The 6,247-nt window shown below is 64.7% G+C and carries 10 protein-coding genes and 1 tRNA gene; 3 read left to right on the top strand and 8 right to left on the bottom strand.

Features of this window, described 5'->3' with window-relative positions; all coding sequences use genetic code 11:
• Positions 1-13: 13 nt before the first annotated feature.
• From WCJ41_RS12645 to WCJ41_RS12630, 4 genes are all read right to left on the bottom strand, one after another.
• Positions 14-90: transfer RNA gene (locus WCJ41_RS12645), tRNA-Pro, on the bottom strand.
• A gap of 68 nt (positions 91-158) precedes the next feature.
• On the bottom strand, positions 159-647 hold the full coding sequence (locus WCJ41_RS12640) for a DUF192 domain-containing protein (RefSeq protein ID WP_336906182.1): 489 nt from the start codon (positions 645-647) through the stop codon (positions 159-161).
• Positions 648-688: 41 nt separating this feature from the next.
• Positions 689-1,270: a cold shock domain-containing protein gene (locus tag WCJ41_RS12635; RefSeq protein WP_336906181.1), complete on the bottom strand. Its 582-nt coding sequence runs from the start codon at positions 1,268-1,270 to the stop codon at positions 689-691.
• A 329-nt stretch (positions 1,271-1,599) separates the two neighbouring features.
• The gene (locus tag WCJ41_RS12630; RefSeq protein ID WP_336906180.1) at positions 1,600-2,328 is read right to left on the bottom strand and encodes a Sir2 family NAD-dependent protein deacetylase; all 729 of its coding nucleotides are present in this window, start codon (positions 2,326-2,328) and stop codon (positions 1,600-1,602) included.
• Between the two features lie 44 nt (positions 2,329-2,372).
• Here WCJ41_RS12630 and WCJ41_RS12625 point away from each other — a divergent pair, with 44 nt between their 5' ends.
• Positions 2,373-2,792, top strand: a complete 420-nt coding sequence (locus tag WCJ41_RS12625; RefSeq protein WP_336906179.1) for a VOC family protein — start codon at positions 2,373-2,375, stop codon at positions 2,790-2,792.
• Positions 2,793-2,906: 114 nt separating this feature from the next.
• Here WCJ41_RS12625 and WCJ41_RS12620 read toward each other — a convergent pair whose 3' ends face one another.
• The 3 genes from WCJ41_RS12620 to WCJ41_RS12610 all read right to left on the bottom strand — a co-directional run bounded on the left by WCJ41_RS12620 (position 2,907) and on the right by WCJ41_RS12610 (position 4,513).
• The gene (locus WCJ41_RS12620) at positions 2,907-3,284 is read right to left on the bottom strand and encodes a cupin domain-containing protein (protein WP_336906178.1); all 378 of its coding nucleotides are present in this window, start codon (positions 3,282-3,284) and stop codon (positions 2,907-2,909) included.
• Positions 3,281-4,027 carry an SDR family oxidoreductase gene (locus WCJ41_RS12615; RefSeq protein WP_336906177.1) on the bottom strand — a complete coding sequence of 249 codons (747 nt, stop codon included), beginning with the start codon at positions 4,025-4,027 and terminating at the stop codon, positions 3,281-3,283. Before WCJ41_RS12615 ends, WCJ41_RS12620 begins: the two co-directional genes overlap by 4 nt.
• Positions 4,028-4,135: 108 nt before the next feature.
• Positions 4,136-4,513 (bottom strand): hypothetical protein, encoded by a 378-nt coding sequence (locus tag WCJ41_RS12610; protein ID WP_336906176.1) that lies wholly within the window; start codon positions 4,511-4,513, stop codon positions 4,136-4,138.
• 93 nt (positions 4,514-4,606) lie between these two features.
• Here WCJ41_RS12610 and WCJ41_RS12605 point away from each other — a divergent pair, with 93 nt between their 5' ends.
• Both WCJ41_RS12605 and WCJ41_RS12600 read left to right on the top strand, forming a co-directional pair.
• Positions 4,607-5,182, top strand: a complete 576-nt coding sequence (locus tag WCJ41_RS12605) for a DUF2878 domain-containing protein (RefSeq protein WP_336906175.1) — start codon at positions 4,607-4,609, stop codon at positions 5,180-5,182.
• 26 nt (positions 5,183-5,208) lie between these two features.
• Positions 5,209-5,775 carry a LysE family transporter gene (locus WCJ41_RS12600; protein ID WP_336906174.1) on the top strand — a complete coding sequence of 189 codons (567 nt, stop codon included), beginning with the start codon at positions 5,209-5,211 and terminating at the stop codon, positions 5,773-5,775.
• Between the two features lie 24 nt (positions 5,776-5,799).
• On the opposite strand, the gene WCJ41_RS12595 is transcribed toward WCJ41_RS12600, so the two are convergent.
• The gene (locus WCJ41_RS12595) at positions 5,800-6,237 is read right to left on the bottom strand and encodes a hypothetical protein (RefSeq protein ID WP_336906173.1); all 438 of its coding nucleotides are present in this window, start codon (positions 6,235-6,237) and stop codon (positions 5,800-5,802) included.
• Positions 6,238-6,247: the final 10 nt, after the last annotated feature.

Genomic DNA, 6,247 nt, shown 5'->3' with positions numbered 1-6,247 from the left:
GGCGGGAGGCCGGTGGTCGGGGTGGCGAGATTCGAACTCACGACCCCCTGCGCCCAAGGCAGGTGCGCTACCAGACTGCGCTACACCCCGAATACGGGCCTCCGCTAGGGGAGCCTCATACCCAGATTACCTTGCCGGAGCAAGACTAAGGGCAACGATCAGGGTGAAGGGGCCCCGGCCTCCTCTGCATTGTTGAAGATGCGGTGGTAAACCACGTTGCCGGGGTGGATGTCGTGCTTCCTGGCGGCGCCGCCGGCAAGCTCCAGCACGGCCTTCACGGGTTCGGTGATGCCGATGGTGTCCAGCGACTTCGGCACCGTGTTCTCGGCGATATAGGCAATGGTGCCGTCGGCCCGGATGAACAGCATGTCGAGCGGGATGTAGGTGTTCTTCATCCACATGGAGACAGGGCGCGGCTCGCCGAAGTCAAACAGCATGCCGCGGTCCTCCGGAAGGCGCTGGCGGAACATCAGGCCGCGCTCCCGGCTCATGCCGGTATCGGCGATCTCGACCGTGAACATGGTGGCGTCGCCGTCGGTGGCGATGGTCAGCGGCTCGATCTTGGTGAGCGCCTCTTCGGCCCTGAGCGCGGTCGGCACGAGCACCAGAAAGGCGCAGAGGATGACTGTCAGGGCATGGCGTATCATGGCCTGCAGTCCTTCCCTCTCAATTGTTGCAGAAGTTTGGCCTACTGGGTGTGGGCCGGGCCGCCCTCAAGCGACAGGCGCACTTCAGCGGCCATCTTGCCCTTCGGGCCGTCACCGAAGCGGATGTAGATCCAGCTGTCCGGTTGCAGATCGGCGATCGCCGTCTTCCTAAGCGTTTCCATGTGGATGAAGATGTCAGGCGAGCTCTCGCCCTCGGACGCGAAGCCGAAGCCGCGGGCGCGGTTGAACCACTTCACCTTGGCGCGGATCCAGGCGCTGGACGGAACGACCGTGGTGTGGGTGCGCGGGCGGCGCTCCACCGGGTTGATGGCCGTCGACGGATCAACCGTCAGAACGCGCAGGCACTGATAACCCTTCTGGCGGGCCACGGCCTCGCAGATCACCCGGGTACCCTCGAGCGGGGCGTCGAAGCCGTCACGCTTGAGGCAGCTGAGGTGCAGGAGAATGTCCTGCATGCCGTTGTCGGGGATGATGAAGCCATAACCACGGCCAACATCGAACCACTTCACAAGACCGCTCACCTGCACGATGCGAATGTTGCTGTCGAGTGCTTCGGCCTGAGAGGTTACCGTCTCGCCTGTCAATTCGCCGCTCACCGCCATGTCACCAACTCTGTCCCCGGTGCGGCTTTACGATACAGCCCTGCCGCCATTCCGCCCCAATCTGCGCAAATCCGCAGCGTTTGTACAGCCCTGCCAAAGGACCCGTGTGGAAAACCGCAGGCCGCGATTGAATAAACCCGGAACCGTGCCCCGACAGCATCATGCGGGGTGAACCAAAGACCCGCAATCACTGCGGATTCATGCAGATTGAGAGCAATGATTCCACAACTGCGGCGGGCGCCGCAGCGCCCCACGCACCGCAACACACCGCTGCATGCCGCACGCCACGCAGCGAAGGTGCGGGGTGTTTCCCTGTAACCCCATCCGAATCAGAGCCGATCCAGGCGTGCGGTGACGGCGGCCAGCACCGGGCCCGACTCGGCGTTGATCACGAGGTCGGCCAGACCGTCGAGGCCCGTCGCCTCGCGGTTGAGAATGACCAGTGGCGTGCGGTTCTGCTTGGCGAGCACCGGCAAGCCCGCCGCCGGGAACACCTGCAGCGACGACCCGATGGAGATGAACAGGTCAGCGTTCAGCGTGGCCGCCTTGGCATCGGCCATTTCCTGCTCCGGCATGGCCTGGCCGAAGGAAATGGTGGCCGACTTGACGATGCCGCCGCAACCGGTGCAGGCAGGCGCCCTGCCCGTCTCGCCGATCACCTCGCTCACCCAGTCGATCTCGTGGCGGAGGCCACAGGACAGGCACTTGGCATAGGTGCCGTTGCCGTGGATCTCGATGATGCGATCAGCTGCAATGCCCGAGGCCTCATGCAGTCCGTCAATGTTCTGGGTGATGACGCTGGTGACGTGGCCCATGTCCATCAGCCGCGCCAGCGCCCTGTGGCTGGGACCGGGTTCGGCCCTGGCGATGGTCTCGCGGATCATCAGGAAGCGCCGCCAGGCCTCGAGGCGCGTGTCCTCTGACGCAAGAAACTCGCTGTAGTCGATGGGCTTGTACCTGGTCCAGAAGCCGCCGGGCGAACGGAAGTCCGGTATGCCGCATTCGGTGGAGATGCCGGCCCCGGTGAACACCACCGCACTTCGCGCGCGCTGGACCATCCGGGTCAGTTCATCTATCTGTTCCTCAAACACGAGGTGACCCCATGAAATATCTCCACACCATGATCCGCGTCTCCAACCTGGAGCAGTCGGTCGATTTCTTCATCAACAAGCTCGGCTTCGTCGAGCAGCGCCGCTACGAAAACGAGAAGGGCCGCTTCACGCTGGTCTTCGTCGCCGCGCCCGAAAGCCCCGATGCGCCGGTCGAGCTCACCTACAACTGGGACCCGGAAGTATATACCGGCGGCCGCAACTTCGGCCACCTGGCGCTTGGCGTCGACAACATCTACGATTACTGCGCCAACCTCCAGAAGCACGGCATCACCATCAACCGCCCGCCGCGCGACGGCCGCATGGCCTTCATCAAGACGCCGGACGGCATTTCGATCGAACTGCTGCAGAAGGGCGATGCGCTGCCGGTGGCGGAGCCGTGGTCGTCGATGCAGAACACGGGCACGTGGTGAGGCGCCAGTCCTTTCCTCTCATATTCCAGCTTCATCATCGCCGGGCTTGACCCGGCCATCCTTTTTCGTGGCCATCGGAAAGGATGCCCGGTCATGATGAGACAAAGGATCGTCTCACCAGACGCCCTGCACCTCATAGGCCTCGTCCATGCCCGGCCACGGCGGCATGGTGACGCCGACGCAGTGCAGCGCTTCATCACCGTCGTTCCTGAACTGGAACTGCGCGCCGACCGGGATTGATACCGAAATTCCCGGCCTGAGATCGACCGTCACCTGCGCCGCGTCGAGCTTGCGCCACATGCGGCCCTTCCCGTGCGTACAGAGCCACACCTCCTCGACGCTGCGATGCGCGACGGCCTTCGACACGGCACCCGGCGGCAGCGTGAACTGCGCCATGGACCCCCGCGAGGTGGACGCGAGAATGCGGACCTCCGAGCCGTCAGGCGCTGTGACATCAGGGAGGACCGAGCGCTCGCGGGTGTGCAGGCTCATGCCATCAGCTGCCCGCCGTTGACCTCGATCACCTGCCCCGTCACGTAGCCCGACGCAGCATCGCTGGCGAGATAGAGGAAGGTGCCGGCGCAGTCCTGCGCAAGGCCAAGTCGCTGCATGGGAATGGTCTTGCGGGTTGCCTCGCGCTTGGCCTCATCCGAGAAGCGATCATGGAAGGCCGTGTGGATCGTGCCCGGCGACACGCAATTGACGCGCACGCCATTGCCGACGAGCTCCTTGGCGAGCGTCTTGGAAAAGGCCGAGACGAAGGCCTTGGCGCCACCATAGACGGCTCCACCCGGGCTCGACCCGGTGCGCGCCGCGATGGACGTGACATTGATGATGTTGCCGGCACCTTGCGCCTTCATCAGCCTCGCGGCGAGGCGGCAGCAATGAATGAGCTGGCGGCAGTTGAGGTCGAACACCTGGTCGATGAAATCATCATCAAGGTCGGTGACCGGAATGCGCGCGACGAGGCTACCGGCATTGTTGACCATGACGTCGATGCGGCCGAAGCGGGCCAGCGCGGCCTCGATCAGCTTCTCGGGGGCACCCTTCTCCGTCAGGTCCAGCTTCAGCGTTGCGATGCCGGCCTTCTCGATTGCCGCAAGCTCGTCACCGCCGCCATGATATTGCGCAAACACCTTGGCACCTGCCGCGGCGAAGGCCAGCGAGGCCGCGCCGCCGATACCGGTGACGCCACCCGTCACCACCACGACCTTGCCCTTCAGATCATCGAACATGGAATCCCCTGTTTTTTCCGGTCCGCATCATTGGTGCAGGCGGGCGCGATGGCAACAGCATCTTGCGGGCGGCGGGTATGCGCGCCGTCGCCACCCACTGGTGGCGCCTCAGCGCAGCCGCGCGATGCCGATCTTGCCGTCGTCGCGCACCCAGCGGATGCGGTTGTCGGCAAGCATCGTGACCGTGAAGCAGAAGGTCTTGCCATCATACCACTGCTGCCACTTCTGGCACAGCCGGTCGCCTGACACCCACCAGCGGCCCTTGTCCTTTGGCGTCATGTAGCGGCCGAGCCCCGCTGCCTCGCCGGAGCCATCCACCACGCCGCCCGGGCGGTAGGTGAGCGGGATCTCGCCGCCCAGCGGCACGGCCAGGAATATCCGCTTGCCGCTGATGAAGGACTGAAGTTGCTGCCCAGACAGCTTGTCCGCCGCGGCGGGCCCGGCCAGCGACGCCAGAAGAAGGCAGGGCAGCGAAAACCGCCGCACGACAGCGCACGTAAAGGGTATTATTTCCATCGTCAGATCATCTCCCCTGTGGTTTCCGTCTTCGCCTACGCAGAAAGTGGCCGGCCAGACCTCATGCAAGCCTTGACCTCCCTGTTCCAGTTTCTGGCCTTCGACGTGGCCTGGGCCTCCGCCGTGGCGGGCGGTGCGGGCGGTTGGCCATGGCTTGGCATCATTCCCGCCCTGGCCGTTCTCGCCCTTCACCTTTTTGTGAGCCGGGCCGTGATCTGGGAGGAACTGCGGCTGGTGCTGGCCATCGCCCTGTTCGGCATCTTGCTCGAGACGGGATTCATGGGCGCCGGTCTCGTGACCTTCATCGGAACGCCGGTTCTGGGCGTGCTGCCGCCGATCTGGGTCTGGGCGCTGTGGCTGGGCTTTGCCAGCCTGCCCAATGGCAGCCTGACCTGGCTGCAGGGTCGCACCGGCCTGCAGATGCTGCTGGGGCTTCTCTTCGGGCCGCTGGCCTATTGGACCGGCGCCAAGATGGGGGCGGCCGAGATGCCAAGTGCGGGAGCGCTCGTCATCATCGGTCTCGCCTGGTCGCTGGCCTTTCCCGCCATCATGCGGCTTGCAGAGGCCATCTCGCCCCGACCGGCCATGGCGGGAGTTGATCTCGATCATGGAGCTAGCGATCGCTTCGACGACAAGTGAAGCTACCCGACAGCTGAAAGACGAAGATGACGACACCGCAGTTCTGCCTGAGCCTCATCGCCCTGCTCTTCGCGCCGGGGCCCACCAATGCGCTGCTCGCACTGTCGGGCGCCGAGGCCGGTGCGTGGCGCAGCCTGCGGCTGCTGCCGCTCGTCGTGGTTGCCTATGCCATCACCGTTGTGCCGCTCTCACTCCTGGGTGACGATCTGATCCGCCAGCAGCACTGGGTGCGTGCGGGCGTGACCCTCGCCGCCGCGCTGTGGGTGGCATGGATGGCCTATGCGCAATGGCGCCGGACGGATGATGATGCGCCCATCACCGGCAGCGTGCGCGGCGGGAAATTGTTCATCACCACCATGCTCAATCCCAAGGCCTTCATCATCGGATTGGTGCTGATCCCCTCACAGCCGCAGCAGGGCGCAGCACTCGGGCTATTGCTGGCGGTGCTCATTGCCGCGACAACGGGCTGGACTCTGCTCGGCGGGGCCCTGCATGGCAAGGATGCCGGTGGGCTGCGACTGCTCCGACGCCTTTTTGCAGGCTGGCTGGGGTTGCTTGCGGTGATGCTGGGTTCAGCCGCCCTCTCGGCCTGAAGTCAGCGCAACACAACGGTTCCCTCACTTCTCCTTGTGGCGGCGCGCCATGGCGCCGATGATGGTCGAGACGGCAGGCAAGACGAGGCCCGCAAGCGAGCCACCACCCATGAGCGGGGCCGACCTGATTTCCGTCTCGATCGAGTCCGCTGCCATGTTGCGGATCTCCTCGGCCAGCGCCATGTCGGCGCCGGGCTTGACGAAGGCGGCAATCGCCAGCGCGACCACCGCGAGTGCCAGATTGATGAGACCGAGGCCCACCGGCGTCCAGACCGGACCCCACAGCGGAGACAGCCACGCGAAAAGCCCCATGTTGATGAAGACGAGGCCGAGCCCTGCAAACAGCAACGCAAAGCCGACGAAGGCCGAACGCTTCATGGCAAAGGCGAGCTTCGCCTGCAGCATGAGAAGTTCGCCGCGCACGATGAGGCGGATGTGGCGGGACATGTTGTTGAAGTTCATGTGGCGATAT

Source organism: Aestuariivirga sp., assembly GCF_037139295.1.
GTDB lineage: Bacteria > Pseudomonadota > Alphaproteobacteria > Rhizobiales > Aestuariivirgaceae > Aestuariivirga.
Note: the sequence above shows the minus strand (reverse complement) of the source record. Positions and strands in the feature narration are given on the sequence as shown.

What these genes read in the sequence shown, in the direction of transcription:
- WCJ41_RS12640 (WP_336906182.1), bottom strand. Translation starts at nt 647, where the DNA reads ATGATACGCCATGCCCTGACAGTCATCCTCTGCGCCTTTCTGGTGCTC.
- WCJ41_RS12635 (WP_336906181.1), bottom strand. Translation starts at nt 1,270, where the DNA reads ATGGCGGTGAGCGGCGAATTGACAGGCGAGACGGTAACCTCTCAGGCC.
- WCJ41_RS12630 (WP_336906180.1), bottom strand. Translation starts at nt 2,328, where the DNA reads ATGGTCCAGCGCGCGCGAAGTGCGGTGGTGTTCACCGGGGCCGGCATC.
- WCJ41_RS12625 (WP_336906179.1), top strand. Translation starts at nt 2,373, where the DNA reads ATGAAATATCTCCACACCATGATCCGCGTCTCCAACCTGGAGCAGTCG.
- WCJ41_RS12620 (WP_336906178.1), bottom strand. Translation starts at nt 3,284, where the DNA reads ATGAGCCTGCACACCCGCGAGCGCTCGGTCCTCCCTGATGTCACAGCG.
- WCJ41_RS12615 (WP_336906177.1), bottom strand. Translation starts at nt 4,027, where the DNA reads ATGTTCGATGATCTGAAGGGCAAGGTCGTGGTGGTGACGGGTGGCGTC.
- WCJ41_RS12605 (WP_336906175.1), top strand. Translation starts at nt 4,607, where the DNA reads ATGCAAGCCTTGACCTCCCTGTTCCAGTTTCTGGCCTTCGACGTGGCC.
- WCJ41_RS12600 (WP_336906174.1), top strand. Translation starts at nt 5,209, where the DNA reads ATGACGACACCGCAGTTCTGCCTGAGCCTCATCGCCCTGCTCTTCGCG.
- WCJ41_RS12595 (WP_336906173.1), bottom strand. Translation starts at nt 6,237, where the DNA reads ATGAACTTCAACAACATGTCCCGCCACATCCGCCTCATCGTGCGCGGC.